The organism is Kribbella rubisoli (genome assembly GCF_004217145.1).
Lineage (GTDB): Bacteria > Actinomycetota > Actinomycetes > Propionibacteriales > Kribbellaceae > Kribbella > Kribbella rubisoli.
The window spans coordinates 535,156-551,929 of sequence record NZ_SHKR01000014.1 but is presented as its reverse complement, the minus strand read 5'-3'; the positions used below and the strand labels follow the sequence as shown (position 1 = coordinate 551,929).

The window sequence follows — 16,774 nt, the reverse complement described above, 5'->3', positions numbered from 1 at the left end:
GGAGTCACGTGGATCTGCAACTGACCGGGAAGACTGCTGTCGTCACCGGGGCCAGCAAGGGCATCGGGCTTGCCTGTGTCGAGGCGCTCGCCCGTGAAGGCGTGACGGTGATCGGCATCTCCCGTGATCCCGCCAATCTCGCCAAGGCCCAGGAGCAGTTGCCGGATATCACCTTCGGAGTGGAAGCGGTCGACCTCACCGATCCCGACGCGACGAAGGCTGTCTTCGAGCGGATCGGTGTACCGGACATCCTGATCAACTGCGCGGGTGCGGCCCGGCGTACTCCGGTGGACGAGCTGGACAGCAAGGCGCTGCATGCGGCGATGGAGGCGAAGTACTTCACGTACATGCACGCGACCGAGGCCGTCATCCGCGGGATGGCGGAGCGCGGTAGCGGCGCGGTCGTGAACGTCGTCGGCCAGGGCGGCCGCGCCGCGAACCCGCTGCACATCGGCGGTGGCGCGGCCAACGCTGCGCTGATGCTGGCGTCGGTCGGCTATGCGAAGGCGTACGCCGGCAGCGGCGTGCGGGTGAACGTGATCAACCCGGGTACGACCCGCACCAACCGCGTCGACGAGGGGCTCGAGGCCGCGGTCCGCGCGACCGGCAAGCCGAAGGACGAGCTTCTCGCCGAGATGGTCCGCGACGTACCGATGGGCCGCTTCGGCGAACCCGAAGAGGTCGCGAACGTCGCCGTCTTCCTCGCCTCCCCACTGGCTGGCTACGTCACCGCCTCGATCATCACGATGGACGGCGCCACCACCGCAGGCATCTGATCACCGAACGGCTCCGTCGGCCGGCCGGGCAGCTGGGTTCGAGAACGGGGTGATCGGGCGTTCTTGGGGTACGCCGTCGATGGTGATGTCGACGTTCTCGTTGAAGAAGGCGACGTGGCCGGCGACCGGCAGCAGGGGTGCTGTTGGGAAGTCGTAGGACCAGGCGACGTCGGCGACCGACGGGACCGACCAGTACTCCGAGGTGCGGCCCTTGTACGGGCACGCGGTGACGGTCTCGGACGGGGTGAGGTGCTCCAGGTGGACCGACGTCTTCGGGAAGTAGTAGCGCGGCGGCAGCCCGGTCTCGAAGACGATGACCGTGGAGCTCGAGTCGGCGAGCGTGATGCCGTCCACGGCCACCTCGACCCGGCGGGTGGAGTTGATCGCGTCCACCCGCGAGTACGGGTTGCGGGGGTGGACGAAGACTTCCTCGTCTTCCTCGAACCAGCGGTCCAGCGCGTCCCATTGGAACCGGACGCGGTCCTTTGCGACGCCGTCGTCGTACACCCAGGCGTGGCCTGATCCGGCGTTGTGCACGCGGGCGACACCGTGCCCGAACGTCTTCGTCTCGCCGGTGTCGGTCAGTACGCCGTCGGCCACGTCCCCGAGCGGGAGGTAGTACTGCGGGTACGGCGGGAACTCCCACAGGTAGATCGCGTCCATCGTGTCGAGGACGACGCGGTCGTCGAGCATCGCGCGGATCCGCCGCGGGACCGGTGCGGTGCCGCCGGGCGGGATCAGGGGTTCGGGATAGGCGCTCATTGATCCAGTAAAGCGCGGGGCCGGCCCTGGTGGTGCCGGCCCCGCGGTCCGATGGACCGGATCAGACGGTGATCCAGTCGATGTCGGCGATGTAGCCGTTCGGGTTGCTGACCTTGATCGCGTTCGCCCCGGCCGTCAGCTTCATCGGGAGGTACGTGACCTGCGGCGTACCCCAGTCGTTGTCGCCGAGGCCGCTGTAGTTGACCCAGTAGCTGTCGGTGCCGTTGACCGTCAGCATGCTCTGCCGGCTGGTGTCGCCATCGGTGTAGGCGATCTTGACCAGGTACGTCCCGGTCGTCGGCACGGCGATGTTGTTGAGCGTCACCGTCGACCCGTAGCCGATGTTGCCGATCTTCGAGCCACCCGAACACAGGCTGCACCCGGAGACACTCGCGTCCCCGGTCAACGTGCTGCTCGACGCCTCGGCCTCGTACCGCGCGGGTCCGGCAGAGGTCACCATCGTCACCGGCGCACTAGCTCCAGACGTGTTCCCGCTCCTGACACCTCGCACGGTGAACGAGTACTGCGTCTGCGGCAACAAACCGCTGACCACTGCGCTGGTGCCCGACGAGGTCGCCACCTGCTTGCCATTGGCAAACACCTTGTACGACGTCGCGCCCGCGGCCGGCCGCCACGTCAGCGTGGTCGTCGTACGGCTGACGTCGGTCGCCGTCAGATCGGCGGGCGTGGCAACCGGAACGTGACTCGGACTGATCTTGTACAGCTTCGACCCGTGCGCCGGCAGCTGAGCGCTGACCGCTCCGCTGACCTTGCGCGTGTTCTGGTTCGCCCAGATATCGCGGACAGTCGCGTTCCCGTCGATACCGAGCTGGTCGAAGTTACCGGTCACCGTGGCGGGGGAGTCGGCCAGGTTGAACAGCGCGACCGTCGTACTGCCGTCCTTGTTGTGCGCGTACCAGACCTGCTGCAGCTGGTCCTGGTCCAGCGGACGCGCAGGGTTACCGGACTGGTCGATCGCGATGACCTCGCGGTTCGTGAGGAGCTTCAGGCCGTACGCGTCCAGCTTGGTCAGGTCGTCACCGGCGAACAGCGGCGCCGAGTTGATCGCCCAGAACGTCATGTAGCTCTGTCGTTCGGCGTCGGTCAGCCCGTCCATCGCGCCGACACCGACGTTGAGGGCGTCGAGGTTGTTCCAGTGGCCCGGTCCGGCGTCGTCGATCCACTGCGGGAGGTCCCACCAGCGTGCCTTCACCGAGCTGTCCCATTTGACGATCGTGTCGCAGTAGCACTCGACGTCGGTGTCGATCCGCCAGCCGTTCGAGTTCTGCTTCCACACGTCGGCGTACCGATGGCTGAGCGACCAGGACAGCGTGTACTGCATCGGCCGGCCGGCGTTCTGTACGGCGCGCCACCAGGCCTCGATATCCGCGGTGTTGTTGTGGTTCGGATCGTCCGGCGCGCCCTTCCAGGAGCCCGGGCCGACGCCGTCCATCTTGATGAAGTCGACACCCCAGGACGCGAACAGCTTGGCGATCGAGTCGGCGTACTTCTGCGCGCACGGGCTGTCGTAGTTGATCTTGTACGCCGCGTCCCAGCCGTTGGTCTTGCGCAGGTCGGGGTAGACGATGTCGCGCGTGAAGCAGCCGGGCGCGTCGTAGATCGGCGTGTTGCCGTCTCGATAGACATCCGTGCCCAGGCCGACGGTGGTGTAGATGCCGAACTTCAGGCCGAGCTTGTGGATGTCGTCGCCGACCGCCTTCATCCCGCGCGGGAACCGCTTCGCCATCGCGACCGGGCGGCCGTACTCGTCGCCGCCGTCCTGCCAGCCGGCGTCGACGTTGATGTACTCGTAGCCGTACGGCTTGAGCTTGGTGGCCAGGGCCTTCGCCTGGGTGAGGATGTTCTTCTCGCTGATGAAGCTGCCGGGGCCGTCGGGGTTGACGCCCGGGTAGTTGGTCGACTGCAGGCTCCAGCTGCTCCAGCCCATGTACGGCGTGGCGGCGACCTGCGGATAGCTGGGCTTGTGTTCCGGGGCGGCATCGGCGGGGGCGGTTGCGGCTGCCGTCGACACCAGGGCGATGGCAGCCAGCACGGTCAGAGTGGGGCGTCTCAAGGACATGCGATGTTCCTCCGGGGGAGGAGTGAGCGGACGCGGCCGAGCCTAGGTCGGGTTAATTTACCCAGTCAAGTATTCGGCGCCGGTGACTTCCTGTGACACGACTGCCATGGAACCTTGATCAACTTCGCTCCGCGGCCGGGTCGTCGTACCAGCAACAGGCCGGCTTCGTGAGGACGCCGGCCGGGTGTCGAGAACTACGGCGTCGACCTCGACCTCGGTACGCATGTGGTGGCCGGCAACGCACCGATCGAGGTGCGGACGACGCGCGCGTCGTACAGCTCGCCGGTGGTCGCGATGCAGTACGTCAACGGCAAGGCGACCCGGCAGTTGCCGAAGGGTCTTGTCACGGACTTCTCCGGGCTGGGGAAGTTCCTGCACATCACGCTCACCGATGCCTCGGGCAAGAAGGTGCTCGACAAGGACCAATCGCTGTGCCTGAACGGCGAGGGGTCACGGACCCGGCCGGACGCGCCCGCGACCTCGCCGTACCCGGACGGCTGTACGGCGAACCCGTTCACGCAAGGTGCGGTCTGGGGTCTGCAGACGGGATGGTCTTCGCGGACGTACGGCGGTGACGATCCGGTACAGCTTGCCAACGGCAAGTACAAGGCAACGGTCACGGTCAGCAAGGGGTATCGGGACTTCTTCAAGATCCCGGCGGCGGACGCATCGGTGAGCCTGAACGTGACGATCCAGAAGGGCGACACGTGCGTGCGCGGTTGCTTCGGAGGTAAGAAGGCGGCAGCGAGCTCGGTGGCGCTGAAGCCTCACACGGCCCGTCCGACCGGGAAGGCGAGCGTGCCGAAGGGCCCGAAGCCAGACCTGCGGCCGGTCCCGGCCTGGGGGATCGTCGTCGCGCCGGGCGACGAGGGTACGCCGGACGCGGCCAAGGACTTCCTGCAGTTCTCGGCGACCGTGTGGAACGCGGGTCCGTCGCCGCTGGTGCTGGACGGGTTCCGGCAGCAGGGCAAGGACCTGATGGACGCGTACCAGTACTTCTACGACACGCACGGCAAGGAGGTCGGCTACCAGAACACCGGGACGCTCGAGTGGGACGGCCGGCCCGGACACAACCACTGGCACTTCACCGACTTCGCCCGCTACAGCCTGCTGAACTCCAAGCAGACCGAGGTGGTCCGGAGCCAAAAGGAGGCGTTCTGCCTGGCCGCGACGGATGCCATCGACTACACGGTCAAGAACGCGAACTGGCACCCGTACAACACCGATCTGCACACCGCCTGCGGCGACCACGGCTCGCTGTCGGTGCGTGAGGTCCTTGACGTCGGCAACGGCGACACCTACGAGCAGTCGTTGCCCGGGCAATCCTTCGACATCACGAACCTTGCCAACGGCACGTACTACGTCCAGGTGAGCGCCAACCCGGAGAACCGCCTGTACGAGTCGAACACGAAGAACAACGTTGCCCTACGCAAGGTGATCCTGGGCGGCAGCAAGCACCACCGCACCGTCCAGGTCCCGCCTGTCGGCGTCATCACCACGCCGTGAGTAGATGCCCGGGGCAGGTCCGATCCGAGTGGAAGGCAGCAGCTCGGACCTGCCCCGGGTGCTATGTGTGGTGTTGCGGGCGGCGACGTGCGCGGCTCGGACGCAGGTGCGAGTCCATCCGCGCGTGCTGACGACGGCCCAGGACGAACGGGCGCGACGTACGGGTGATGGGAGTGGTCGCCGCCGGGGCAGCGAGCATGATCTCCGCCTGCTGCAGGTTGAGCCGGAGCGGGACCTGGTGCCACGGGGACCTGGTCCGGACGAGGACCAGCCGGAACTGGCCGTCCCGCCGCAGCCGCAGGCCGATCGCGATCGTCGCCACCGCCGGGATCAGCCCGGCGAGCAGCAGCGCCGACCGCGCCCCGAAGTGCTGTGCGAGGAACCCGACCGTCGGCCCGCCGATCGCGCCGCCCCCGATGAAGACCAGGTTGTAGATCCCGGAGACCCGGCCGCGCAGGCCGTCCGGAGTGGTCAACTGGACCATCGACTGGGCCGCGGTCAGGAACATCAGGGTCGCCATACCCATCGACGCGAGGACCGGGATGAAGGTCCACAGCGACGGTTGGATCGCGGCGAGTACTTCGGTGATCGTCAGCAGGCACGCGATACCGATCAGGTTGCGCAGCCGGGTCGGCCGCACACGGCGGGCCGACAGCAGCGCACCCGCCAGTGCGCCGAACGCGACGACCGAGTTCAGGATGCCGTACCCCGAAGCGCCGATCTGGAAGACCCGGTCGGCGAAGGCGGTCAGCGTGACCGCCAGGCTGATCGTGAACATGCCGTAGATCCCGACGAGCGCGATCGCCCACCGCACGGCCGGCTCGTGGAACGCATACAGCACGCCGTCGCGCAGGCCGTCCCGGATCCGGATCCCCGCGCTCGCCTTGCGGGCCGCGTGGTATCCGGGCATCTCGCTCTCCCGCATCCGCAGCAGCGCGCTGATCGAGGCGAAGAACGTGCAGGCGTTGATCGCGAACGCCCACGGCGTACCGAGGACGCCGAGCAGTACGCCGCCGAGCGCCGGGCCGACCATGCTGCCGAGCTGGAACGTCGACGACACCATGCTGATCGCGTTCCGCACCGTGTCGCGGGGGACGATCTCGGTGACGAACGACTGGCGGGTCGGGTTGTCGACCGCGGTCGCGAGACCCAGGACGAACGCCATCGTGTAGACGTGCCAGACCTGGACGTGGCCGGTGAACGCGACCGTCGCGAGGACGGCGGCACAGGTTCCGAAGGTGGTCTGGGTGGCGAGCAGGACCTTCCGCTTCGGGAAGCGATCCGCGATGACGCCGCCGTACAGGCCGAGCAGGAGGGTGGGGGTGAACTGCAGCGCGGTCGTGATGCCGACCGCGGTCGCGCTGCCGGTGAGTGTGAGCACCAGCCAGTCCTGCGCGATGCGCTGGATCCAGCCGCCGGTCGAGACGACCAGCAGTCCGCTGACCAGGAGACGGAAGTTGCGGACCCGCAGCGCGCTGAAGGTGTCCTTGAAGCCCGGGCGGCGCTGCGACTCCCGGAACTCGGTGCGGTCGGTGGTGCGGTGGAGGTGGAAATCGGTGGACGGGACAGAACCGGAGGTGGCCCGGGTGGTCAAGAGCGATCCCTACGCGTGTGGACTGGTCAGGGGAGGACACCTCCATCCTCACGGTTAGGTACTGGATTCCCCCAGCGAATTACTCCTATTAGTCTTATAGCGTCACGTAATGAAGGGGTGAATCGATGTACGACCCGGACCAGCTGCGCACGTTCCTGGCGGTGGCGCAGTCGCTCAGCTTCACGCAGGCCGCCGAGCGGCTGGGCATCCGGCAGCCCACGGTGAGCCAACATGTCCGCAAACTCGAGGTGGCCGTCGGGCGACCGCTCTTCGTCCGTGACACCCGCACTGTCACCCTGACCGCGGACGGCGAGGCGATGGCCGGATTCGCCCGGACCATCCTGGCCGCGCACGAAGAGGCCGCCGGGTACTTCACCGGCTCCGAACTCCGCGGCCGGCTGCGGTTCGGCGTGACCGACGACCTCGCGCTCACTCCGCTGCCGAAGATCCTGCGCGACTTCCGTCAGCTGTACCCGCGGATCGACCTCGAGCTGACCGTTGCCCAGAGCCCGAACCTGCTCCGCCGGGTCGAGTCCGGCCACCTCGACCTCGCCTACGTGAAGCACGGCGCCGGCGGCGGCTACGAGCCCAACGGCCGGCTGGTACGACGTGATCCGCTCGTCTGGGCCGGTATCGCGGGGACCCGGATCGCGCCCGACGGACCGGTGCCGCTGGTCGCGTACCAGGCGCCGTCGCTGAGCCGGTCGCTCGGCGTGCAGTCGCTCGAACAGGCCGGCCGCACCTGCCGGATCACGTGCATCGTGCGCGGCGTCAACGGCGTACTCGCGGCTGTCCGGGCCGGGCTGGGGATCGCGATCTTCGCGCGGTCGCTGATGCCCGCGGACCTGGTCGAGCCGCCGCCGAGCGCGGGCCTGCCGGAGTTGCCTTCGATCGACCTGGTGCTGATCACGAACCCGCGGGCCGCGAAGGAGCCGGCCGAGGCGCTGACGGCAGCGATCCTCGGCAGCAACGCGCCGCTGAAGCCGGACGCCGTGCTCGATCCGCAGGCGCCGGCTAGATCAGTGCGTCACCGCGCAACACCAGCGTGATGATGCTGACCGCGGCGATGGCGATCGTGACCAGGAACGGCGCGTTGCGCCAGAGCAGGATCGTGACGAGCAGTGCCGCGACGACGACGAGCGCGATCCAGCCGACGATGCCGATCGCCCCGGCGGGCGCGATCACCAAGAGCCCGGTCGCGAGTGCGAGCGGGAGCGGAGCGAGCAGGCGGGCGTAGGACCCGAGCCGCTGTGGCCACCCCCGTACGCCGGTCGCGAGGTCGTCGGCCAGATCGGGTACGACGTTTGCCAAATGGGCACCGATCCCCAGAAGAGCGCCCGCGGCGGTGGCCCACCACGGCGCCCAGACCTGTGCGGTACCGAGCGTCACGAACGAGGGCAGCGCGCCGAACGCGACGGCATACGGGAGCCAGGAGATCACGGTCGACTTGAGGCCCAGGTTGTACGCCCAGGCGCAGGCGACGAAGAGCAGATGAACCAGGCCGGCCGCCAGTCCGTTGGCAAGGGAGACCGGAATCGTGACGACCAACATGATGCCGGCGCCGATCGCGAGCGTCCGGCGACTCACCAGTCCGCGCACCACGGGCTTGTCCCGGCGGTTCACAATGGTGTCGCGGGCGGCATCAATCGCGTCATTGCTCCAGCCGATCGAGAGGTGGCCGGTGAGGATCGTTGCTGCGACGAGGAGACACCCGGCCGGACTTCGCCCGGCCGACCAGGCGACAGCCGTGACCAGAGCGGTCACGGCGACAGTGGGCCCGGGGTGGCAGGCAAGAGCCAGACCTTTGACGGTCTTCACCGACGTAACGATGCCACGATGACGCGGATCGCAGCGGTCCGGCCCGCGCTCCCGCCGTACCGCTATCCGCAGTCTTCGCTGACGGAGGCGTTCGCCTCGATCTGTCTGCCGGACGGCCGGAGTTCTGCGCTGCTGCGACGGCTGCACGCGAATGCGGGGGTGTCCTATCGGCATCTCGCGTTGCCGCTGGAGCGGTACGCCGCTTTGAAGGACTTCGGTGAGGCGAACGACGAGTGGATCGCGACGGCTGTCGAGCTCGGCGCGGAGGCGGTCGCGGGGGCGGTGAAGGACGCGGGGCTGGCGCTGGACGACGTCGACGTACTGATGTTCACGACGGTCACCGGGGTGGCGGCTCCGTCGATCGATGCGCGGGTGGCGATGCGGCTCGGGCTGCGGGAGGACGTGAAGCGGCTGCCGTTGTTCGGGCTCGGGTGCGTCGGGGGAGCAGCGGGGATTGCGCGGCTGCACGATTACCTGACGGCCTGGCCGACGCAGGTCGCCGTACTGCTGTCGGTGGAGCTGTGCTCGTTGACATTGCAGCGGGACGACGCCTCGTTGCCGAACCTGGTGGGTGGAGCGTTGTTCGGGGACGGCGCGGCTGCGGTGGTACTGACGGGGTCGGAGCATCCGCTCGCGTCCGGGCCTTCGGTGGTGGCGACGCGGTCGCGGCTGTACCCGGACTCGGAGCGGGTGATGGGGTGGGACATCGGGTCGGGCGGATTCCGGATCGTGCTCGGGGCGGACGTGCCTGAGGTGGTGCGCAAGTATCTGGGCGGTGACGTCCGGGGGTTCCTCGAGGATCACGGGCTGACCGTGCCGGAGATCGGTACGTGGGTGAGTCACCCGGGTGGACCGAAGGTGCTGGATGCGGTGTCCGAGACGCTGGAGCTGCGACCGGGAGCGCTGGATCTGACCTGGACCTCGCTGGATGCGGTCGGCAACTTGTCGTCGTCCTCGGTGCTGCACGTGCTCGGTGACACGCTCAAGCTGGATCCTTCTCCTGAGGGTCCGGGCGTGCTGCTGGCGATGGGACCTGGTTTCTGTTCCGAGCTCGTGCTGATGGAGTGGTGATGTACGGCTGGTATCTGGGCCTGGTGATCCTGGTTGCGTGCGAGCGCGTGGCCGAGCTCGTGGTGTCGCTGCGGAACGCGAAGTGGAGCTTCGCTCGGGGCGGGGTGGAGTCCGGGCGCGGGCACTATCCGTTCATGGTGGTGCTGCACACCGGACTGCTGGCCGCGTGCATGGTGGAGGCGTTGCACCGGCCGTTCATCCCGTGGCTGGGGTGGACGATGCTGGTCGTGGTGGTGCTCGCGCAGGGGTTGCGGTGGTGGTGCATCTCGGTCCTCGGACACCAGTGGAACACGCGCGTGATCGTCGTACCGGGGCTGCGGTTGGTTGCCGGCGGCCCGTATCGGTGGATCCGGCATCCCAACTATGTGGCGGTGGTCGCGGAGGGGATCGCGCTGCCGCTGGTCCACACCGCGTGGATCACAGCACTGGTCTTCACTGTGTTGAACATCCCGCTGCTCGCCGTCCGCATTCGCACCGAGGAGACCGCACTCAACTCCGCGCTGGTCAAGTGATCGACCTACTCGTTGCGGGCGCGGGTCCGGCCGGGGCGGCTACTGCGATCCGGGCTGCCCTGGCCGGCCTGTCGGTAGTCGTTGTCGAGCCGCGCTCCGGCCCTATCGACAAAGCGTGCGGCGAGGGGATCGCCCACAGCGCCGTCGAATACCTGACCCGCCTGGGCGTGGAACTTTCCGGCCGCCCGTTCCACGGAATCCGCTACGTAGACGCCACCCACCAGGTAGACGCCCGCTTCACCGCCGGACCCGGTCTCGGAGTACGCCGCACCACCCTCCAGTCAGCCCTCCTGAAGCGACTAGCCGAACTGAACGTCCCCGTCATCCACGACCGAGTCGGCCCCATCACCCAAAACACCACCTCGGTAACCGCCGCCAACCACACCGCCCACTACCTAGCCGCCGCCGACGGCCTCCACTCCCCAATCCGCCGCCAACTAGATCTCTCTGATGGAAAGTCTGATGAGGTACGTCGTGGGCTTCGGCAGCACTTCGCCGTGGCTCCCTGGACTGATCTTGTCGAGGTCTACTGGTCTCGTCTCGGTGAGGCCTACGTGACGCCGGTCGCCGACGACCTGGTCGGCGTCGCGATCCTCACTTCCGCGCGTGGCACCTTCGACTCGCATCTCGACGCCTTTCCCGCGCTCGAGCGCCGCCTGCGGGGAGCCGAGGCGGCGAGTGCGGTGATGGGCGCCGGTCCGCTCCGCCAGCGTGTGCACGCGCGCACGGCCGGCCATGTCCTGCTGGTAGGTGACGCCGCCGGGTACGTCGACGCGCTGACCGGTGAAGGCATCGCCGTCGCCCTGCGCACCTCCGCAGAGCTTGTCGACTGCATCCGCGCCAACCGCCCGCAGGACTACGAAGCAGCCTGGCGTCGCGTCTCCTGGGAGTGCCGCCTGCTGACCGCATCGTTGCTCTGGGCCCGCAGCCGCCCGCTGCTCGCCCCACGCATCGTCCCGGCCGCCGCCGCACTCCCCGGCGTCTACCGCACCATCGTCAACCGGTTGTCCTAGGCAACGGTAGGAGAAATACCGCAGGCCCGGCGATCGCTCAGACAATCGCCGGGCCTGCGTACGGCCCGAGCTTCCTGGTGAAAAGCTCGGACCCGAGCCGTTCCGGCCTCCTGGTGAAAGGCCGGACCGGCTGACAAGGAAGACTCTGTCAGCCGGATGTTGCCCAACAGTTGCCGGAATATGAAGCCTTGTTACACGGGCCTGTGGCGTACATCTCAGTGTCGGCTCAGTGCTCGGTGCGTACGGCGGCGATCTGCAGCTGCAACGCCAGCCGCTCGCGCGGATCCGAGAGATCCAGCTCCGCGATTTCCCCGATCCGCTTCATCCGATGCCGCAACGTGTTCGTATGCAGGTGCAACTCCCGCGCCGCCCGCTGCGGCTGCCCCGGATAATCAAGCCACGCCTGTAACGTTTCCACGTATCCCGTGTCATGGTCGATGTCGTGCCGCAGCAACGTCGCGAGCGGACCATCCAGCTTGGTGGTATCAAGCGACGTCACCGCTCGGTGAACAGTCAGCACGTGCCACGCCTCTTCGACCCGCAACGCCGGCCCGGGCGCGACACCCCGCCGTACGAGACCGAGCAACTCGACCGCCTCGGCCCGTGAGCTCGGCAGATCGGCAGGACCGCGCGCCGGACCACCGGCAGCCGCGTACGTGCCCGGCGCCTGCTCCTGCACGAGCTTCTGCAACCAGTTCCACGACCCTGGCCCGTCCGTGTCCGTGACAACGGCCAGCACCGTCCCGTCCAGATCAGCCAGCTGCGGCTCGCTCCACCCGTGCCGACGCCCGGTCGACTCCCACAGGTCCAGCTGCTGCGGTACGTCGTACCCGTCCGGCGAGCCGAGCGCCACCACCCGCCACGGCTGCCGCGGGAGCCGTACGTCGACCGGACTGTCCGGTGAGAACTGCCGCAGGATCGTCCGCAGCCGATCGATCGCACTCCGCCGCGCCACGTCGGCCTGAGCGCGCAACCGCAACAGGTGCAACGCCAACACGGATGCGGCGTTGCTGAGCTCCGCAGTGACCGCATCACTCACCGGACCGTCGACAACAGCCCAGATAGACCCCAGCCACTCACCACCAGCCCGGACCGGTACGACGAGACGCGGGCGGATGCCATTCGGACCGTCCGGCACCAGGAACGGCTCGCTGGACCGCGCCAGCCGCCGGAAGATTCCACGGGCCCGGAAATGCGCAATCACCTCGGCCGGCACCCGACGACCGACGATGGTGGACACACGGGTCGGGTCGGTGAAGTCCTGACCAGAGGAGTACGCCAGTACCCGCGACTGGTTGTCCTCGATGGTCACTGGCGCATCGACGATCGCTGCGGCCGCATCTGCCAGTGCGAACAGCTCCTGGTGTACTCCGGCGTCTCCGGCGGCAGGGGAGTCCGGCGCGGCGGCGCGGTCGATGACGCCACGCATCAGCCACACCACATGCGCCCACGTGACGCTCGGCTGCAGCGCGACAAGGGTGAGCCTGGTCTTTTCCGCTGCGGTGAGCACGGTCGGCTCGTGGGCGAGCGCCGTACGCAGAACGACGCCGGACGCGCTGCTGGCCGCACAGCGCTCTACGAGCTCCACAGCGTCCTCTGCGTCGCGCAGACCGAGTCCGAGCACCAGATCACCTGGCTGACCTGTCGCAGCCTCCTGCGGGTCAGCCAGGAACACGTCACGGACCTCGCTGTCGCCCTTGCCGGTCACCACCATCTCGAAGAGGGCGGGGCCGACGGCGGCAATCAGGTCAGGCGCAGTGATCACCAGGTTATTGTGCTCTCAGCACAGTAGTTTGTCTCGTCAATGGTGTGATCGCACCATGACAGCCGCTGGCGGGGGCCGCACCATCGATACATGACCACAGCTGGTTCCGCAGTACCGCACATCGTTCCTGACCGCGTTGCCGTCGTCGGCGCGGGCATGGTCGGCCTGGCCACCGCCTGGTTCCTCCAGGAGGCCGGTGTCGAGGTGACCGTGCTCGACCGTGAAGGTGTCGCCGCGGGCGCGTCCTGGGGCAATGCAGGCTGGCTGACACCCGGCCTGGCCACCCCGCTCCCGGAACCTGCGGTCCTCAAGTACGGCGTCCGTGCGGTGCTGAGCCCCGCCTCACCGGTGTATGTCCCACCGACCGCGAGCCCGCGGCTCCTCAAGTTCCTCACCCGCTTCGCTCGCAATAGCACCGCCGGACGCTGGAAGACAGCAATGGAGTCGCTGGTCCCGATCAACCGCCAGGCGCTGGACGCGTTCGACTTCCTGGCCAAGGCCGGTGTCGAGGCCCAGACGCACGAGGCCAAATCGTTCCTGGCCGCGTACCGCACCGTCGAGGAGCGCAGCGTGCTGCTCGAAGAGATCGAGGCCATCCACGCCGCGGGCCAGGGCATCGAGTTCGAGGCGATCAGCGGTGACGACGCCCGCGCGATCGAGCCCTCGCTGTCCGACGAGATCGGGGCCGCGATCCGGCTGCACGGACAGCGGTTCATCAACCCCGGTGCGTACGTGAAGTTGCTGGCCGACTCGGTGATCGCCCGCGGTGGGCAGATCATCAGCGGTGTCGTCGTGAAGGACATCGTCGACGAGATCCGCGGCGTCCGGTTGGTCACCGGCGACGGCGAGACCGACCCGTTCGACGCGGTCGTGATGGCGACCGGCGCGTGGCTGGGTGACCTGGCGCGGCAGTTCGGCGTTCGCACTGTGGTGCAGGCAGGTCGTGGGTACAGCTTCAGCGTGCCGATGGCGCACGTTCCGGCCGGGCCTGTCTACTTCCCGGCGCAGCGCATTGCCTGCACGCCGCTGGGCGACCGGCTCCGCGTCGCCGGGATGATGGAGTTCCGCAAGCCGGAGGCGAAGCTCGACCCGCGCCGGATCGACGCGATCGTCGAGGCCGCCCGGCCGCTGCTGCGTGACGCCGACCTGGACGCCCGGACGTTCGAGTGGGTCGGTCCGCGACCCTGTACTCCGGACGGCCTGCCGCTGATCGGCGCGACCGCGTCGCCGCGGGTCTTCGCGGCCGGCGGGCACGGTATGTGGGGTATCACCCTCGGCCCGATCACCGGTCAACTGCTGGCCGAGACCATCACCACCGGCCGTGCGCCGGAGGAACTGCGGCCGTTCAACCCACTCCGCTGACGACGCGGATGACGTGGCGGGACCCCGACGACGTGGTCCCGCCAGTCCGCTGACCGTCTCCTCGAGCAGCTCTTCGGTGACCCTCCTCGGGCAGCACCTCATCTGCCCGCACGACCTCGGCCACCACGTCGCCGCTCCGGTCAGCCCCAAGAGCGGGCCCTGGCGTTTTTCTCCTGCCCAGGGCCCGCTCTTTTCTGTTTTCTGTCGGTGGGCTGTGCGAGGGTTCCTGCCATGGTGCTCAGGTGGTACACGGTCGTGATCGACTGCCACGACGTCCGCAAGCAGGCGGCCTGGTGGGCCGAGGCGTTCGGCTGGAAGACGATCATCGAGACCGATGACGAGTGTGTGAATGTCCCTGGCTGGGTCGAGCAGGACTCCTTCCAGGACATGCCCTGGGAGCGGATCGGCCCAGGCATGGTGTTCGTCCCTGTGCCAGAGGGCAAGACGGTGAAGAACCGGCTGCATCTGGATTTCGCGCCGCACACGAGCCAGGACCGCGACGCCGAGATCGCCCGCCTGGAGGCACTGGGCGCCACCCGCGTCGACGTCGGCCAACCCGAGGGTCCGAGCTGGACCGTCCTGGCAGACCCCGAAGGCAACGAGTTCTGCGTCCTCAGCTCACGCGACTTCTAGATGCCCGCTGACCTGACGATCCAGACCGAAGTGCCGCCGTCCCGCATCCCGGAGCTAACAGACCTGATGCGTACGGCGTGGTGGATGTCGGACCGCACACCTGCCGAGGTCGCACGTCTCCTCGAGCACTCGGACATCGTCACCACGGTGTCCCTCGCCGACCGCCTGGTCGGCTTTGCGCGCGTGCTCACCGACTACACGCACCTCGCCCTGGTGCTGGACGTGATCGTCGACGAATCCCACCGCGGCTCCGGCCTGGGCGTCGCTTTGTTGGATGCCGTGGTCAACCATCCCGAGCTCGTCGACGTGCGCAGTCTCGAACTCGTCTGCCAGCCGGAGCTCATCCCGTTCTACCGACGGTGGGGGTTCACGGACCAGGTAGGCAGGTCCACGCTCATGCGTCGTACGGCCGATGCCCGCTTGACCTCTTGCTGATAGCTGACGACACAGGCACGATCACCAGGACTCGCCAACGACGTACGGAGGCCATGCCCGATGTCGGACGTGAACCAATCACCGCCTGGCCGTCCTGTGCCGTCCGCTCCGCCAGGACCGCCCGCTCACTTCGCACCCTCCAGCCGACCCGAAGCGCCTGCGTGGACCGTGAAGGCCAGGCCGGTGGTGGATGTGTCGTCGCGGATCCTCTGCCTGGTGATCGGCGGCGCGTTGCTCGTCGCCGGGCTCGTCGGGCTGTTCACCGGCGTCGGCCAAGGACCGCTCATCACCGTTCTCGCGGCGGGGCTGCTGCTGGTGATCATGCCGTCGATCGTCGACCGGATCAGGCGCCTGAAGTTCGGGGAGTTCGAAGTACACCTCGTCCGGCAGATCGCCGCGACCGCACGGAAGACCGCCGGCACCCTGCAGGCCCTGGGCATGGAGAAGCAGCTCGACGCCTACGCAACGATCTACACCGAGCTGCGCGGGCCCGAGCTGAAGGCTGTCCGCGGTGAGATCCTCGACCGGATCGTCCAGCGCGTCGCGAACGCGTCCGCCGTGGAGAAGTTCGACAAGGACGAGGTCAGGGAGCTGTTCTTCACCGGCTCGCCGATCGTCCGCGTCCTCGCCCTCGGCCTGATGGAGGGCGACCTGTCCCTCCTCGACAGCGAAGTACTTCACGAGGCGATCAGTAGGTCGCTCACCGGCAACGAGCAGTACCACGCGCTGAAGATCGTCCGGAACGGCTGGGGCCGCCTCGGACCTGACGAACGCACCCGGCTGATGACCGCGATCGACACCAATCGCCAGATCGGCGCCGGTCCGGACCGGAAGGCCGTGGCACAACAAATCCGGGAGCTCGCTGGGAGCTCCCGGATAGTTTGAACTGTTTGATGCAGCGTTGGTGCACGGGTCAGTGCGTGTGCGGCTCGCTGCCGTGCTCCGCCTCGTGGGCGGCGATCTGCGCCTTGACCTCTTCCATGTCCACCGCGCGCAGCTGACCGATCAGGTCCTCCAGGCTCGCCGACGGCAGCGCACCGGCCTGCGAGTACAGGACGACGCCGTCACGGACCGCCATCAGCGTGGGGATCGACGAGATCTGGAAGGCCTGCGCCAGCTCGCCCTGAGCCTCGGTGTCGACCTTGCCGAACGTGATGTCCGCATGCTGCTCGGACGACTTCTCATAGACCGGTCCGAACATCTTGCACGGGCCACACCACTCGGCCCAGAAATCCACCAGCACGAGACCGTCGCCACCGACCACCTCGTTGAAGTTGTCCTGGGTCAGCTCGACCGTTGCCACTACGACCTCCGAAAGTAGATGAGTACGACTAGCTCAACACCGATCGGCCCTCGACTTGTTCCCGGCCCCGGACCGCGCACGCCGGTCACTGTCGTACGCCGTACGACAGTGACCGGAATGCGGAGTCTCGTATGTGACCTGGGC

Annotated in this window: 16 protein-coding genes; 10 read left to right on the top strand and 6 right to left on the bottom strand. The window is 67.9% G+C overall.

Going from position 1 to position 16,774, the window contains the following annotated elements; all coding sequences use genetic code 11:
• Window positions 1-8: 8 nt before the first annotated feature.
• Complete coding sequence (locus EV645_RS28135; RefSeq protein ID WP_130447015.1) at window positions 9-776, top strand: SDR family NAD(P)-dependent oxidoreductase; 768 nt, start codon at window positions 9-11, stop codon at window positions 774-776.
• On the opposite strand, the gene EV645_RS28130 is transcribed toward EV645_RS28135, so the two are convergent.
• Window positions 777-1,538, bottom strand: coding sequence for a DUF427 domain-containing protein (locus EV645_RS28130; protein ID WP_130447014.1), 762 nt, complete (start codon window positions 1,536-1,538; stop codon window positions 777-779).
• A gap of 61 nt (window positions 1,539-1,599) precedes the next feature.
• Entirely contained in the window at window positions 1,600-3,618 is a 2,019-nt protein-coding gene (locus tag EV645_RS28125; protein ID WP_130447013.1) for a fibronectin type III domain-containing protein, read from the bottom strand.
• A 228-nt stretch (window positions 3,619-3,846) separates the two neighbouring features.
• Here EV645_RS28125 and EV645_RS28120 point away from each other — a divergent pair, with 228 nt between their 5' ends.
• On the top strand, window positions 3,847-5,124 hold the full coding sequence (locus EV645_RS28120; protein WP_242000709.1) for a lysyl oxidase family protein: 1,278 nt from the start codon (window positions 3,847-3,849) through the stop codon (window positions 5,122-5,124).
• Window positions 5,125-5,185: 61 nt separating this feature from the next.
• Here the strand turns inward: EV645_RS28120 and EV645_RS28115 are convergent, their stop codons facing one another.
• Complete coding sequence (locus tag EV645_RS28115) at window positions 5,186-6,718, bottom strand: MFS transporter (RefSeq protein ID WP_130447011.1); 1,533 nt, start codon at window positions 6,716-6,718, stop codon at window positions 5,186-5,188.
• A gap of 125 nt (window positions 6,719-6,843) precedes the next feature.
• Between EV645_RS28115 and EV645_RS28110 the strand changes: the two genes are divergently transcribed.
• On the top strand, window positions 6,844-7,767 hold the full coding sequence (locus EV645_RS28110; RefSeq protein ID WP_130447010.1) for a LysR substrate-binding domain-containing protein: 924 nt from the start codon (window positions 6,844-6,846) through the stop codon (window positions 7,765-7,767).
• Here the strand turns inward: EV645_RS28110 and EV645_RS28105 are convergent.
• Entirely contained in the window at window positions 7,733-8,536 is an 804-nt protein-coding gene (locus EV645_RS28105) for a UbiA family prenyltransferase (protein WP_242000708.1), read from the bottom strand. The two genes, EV645_RS28110 and EV645_RS28105, sit on opposite strands and share 35 nt — an antisense overlap.
• Window positions 8,537-8,554: 18 nt before the next feature.
• Between EV645_RS28105 and EV645_RS28100 the strand changes: the two genes are divergently transcribed.
• The 3 genes from EV645_RS28100 to EV645_RS28090 are packed head-to-tail and all read left to right on the top strand — an operon-like array spanning window position 8,555 to window position 11,132.
• Window positions 8,555-9,607, top strand: coding sequence for a type III polyketide synthase (locus tag EV645_RS28100; RefSeq protein WP_130447009.1), 1,053 nt, complete (start codon window positions 8,555-8,557; stop codon window positions 9,605-9,607).
• The gene (locus EV645_RS28095; protein ID WP_130447008.1) at window positions 9,607-10,119 is read left to right on the top strand and encodes an isoprenylcysteine carboxyl methyltransferase family protein; all 513 of its coding nucleotides are present in this window, start codon (window positions 9,607-9,609) and stop codon (window positions 10,117-10,119) included. Before EV645_RS28100 ends, EV645_RS28095 begins: the two co-directional genes overlap by 1 nt.
• Entirely contained in the window at window positions 10,116-11,132 is a 1,017-nt protein-coding gene (locus tag EV645_RS28090) for an NAD(P)/FAD-dependent oxidoreductase (protein ID WP_130447007.1), read from the top strand. The genes EV645_RS28095 and EV645_RS28090 overlap by 4 nt, the downstream gene beginning before the upstream one ends.
• A 226-nt stretch (window positions 11,133-11,358) precedes the next feature.
• Here the strand turns inward: EV645_RS28090 and EV645_RS28085 are convergent, their stop codons facing one another.
• The gene (locus EV645_RS28085) at window positions 11,359-12,897 is read right to left on the bottom strand and encodes a PucR family transcriptional regulator (RefSeq protein ID WP_130447006.1); all 1,539 of its coding nucleotides are present in this window, start codon (window positions 12,895-12,897) and stop codon (window positions 11,359-11,361) included.
• A 90-nt stretch (window positions 12,898-12,987) separates the two neighbouring features.
• On the opposite strand from EV645_RS28085, the gene EV645_RS28080 reads away from it, so the two are divergent.
• The 4 genes from EV645_RS28080 to EV645_RS28065 all read left to right on the top strand — a co-directional run bounded on the left by EV645_RS28080 (window position 12,988) and on the right by EV645_RS28065 (window position 16,212).
• Window positions 12,988-14,259, top strand: coding sequence for an NAD(P)/FAD-dependent oxidoreductase (locus EV645_RS28080; RefSeq protein ID WP_130447005.1), 1,272 nt, complete (start codon window positions 12,988-12,990; stop codon window positions 14,257-14,259).
• A 231-nt stretch (window positions 14,260-14,490) separates the two neighbouring features.
• Window positions 14,491-14,892 (top strand): VOC family protein, encoded by a 402-nt coding sequence (locus EV645_RS28075; RefSeq protein ID WP_130447004.1) that lies wholly within the window; start codon window positions 14,491-14,493, stop codon window positions 14,890-14,892.
• Entirely contained in the window at window positions 14,893-15,327 is a 435-nt protein-coding gene (locus EV645_RS28070) for a GNAT family N-acetyltransferase (RefSeq protein ID WP_130447003.1), read from the top strand.
• A gap of 168 nt (window positions 15,328-15,495) precedes the next feature.
• Window positions 15,496-16,212 (top strand): hypothetical protein, encoded by a 717-nt coding sequence (locus tag EV645_RS28065; RefSeq protein ID WP_157997169.1) that lies wholly within the window; start codon window positions 15,496-15,498, stop codon window positions 16,210-16,212.
• 28 nt (window positions 16,213-16,240) lie between these two features.
• Here the strand turns inward: EV645_RS28065 and trxA are convergent, their stop codons facing one another.
• Complete coding sequence (gene trxA, locus EV645_RS28060) at window positions 16,241-16,630, bottom strand: thioredoxin (RefSeq protein ID WP_130447001.1); 390 nt, start codon at window positions 16,628-16,630, stop codon at window positions 16,241-16,243.
• Between the last annotated feature and the right edge of the window lie 144 nt (window positions 16,631-16,774).